Origin of the sequence: Chromobacterium fluminis, assembly GCF_011602385.1 — a bacterium.
In the GTDB taxonomy this organism is placed as follows: Bacteria; Pseudomonadota; Gammaproteobacteria; order Burkholderiales; family Chromobacteriaceae; genus Chromobacterium; species Chromobacterium fluminis.
In genome coordinates this window covers 1-246 of sequence record NZ_JAAOMA010000162.1, presented here as the reverse complement: position 1 = coordinate 246, position 246 = coordinate 1, and the positions used below count along the sequence as shown (strand labels likewise).

1 protein-coding gene is annotated in these 246 nt (G+C 59.8%); it reads right to left on the bottom strand.

Annotation, left to right across the window (positions count from 1 at the left end; genetic code table 11):
- The coding region (locus tag HA052_RS27325) for a calcium-binding protein (RefSeq protein WP_166454465.1) at window positions 1–246 on the bottom strand (246 nt) is incomplete at both ends.

Genomic DNA, 246 nt, shown 5'->3' with positions numbered 1-246 from the left:
ACCGCAGCGTATCGCCCAGCTCAGTGCCCACCAGCGGCACGCCCTGTTTCATCAGGTCGTCAGCCGTCCACTTCACGCCGGAAGCAAAGGTGATCTGCTCGATCCAATACACCCGATCGGCAAACCAGTCTTTCACCGTCACGCTGTCCTGGCCGTTGACGTGGCGGAACACCATATCGTTGCCGCTGCGCAGCACCTGGATATCGCTTTCCTTGATGCCCACGCCGAACACCAACTCATCACGGT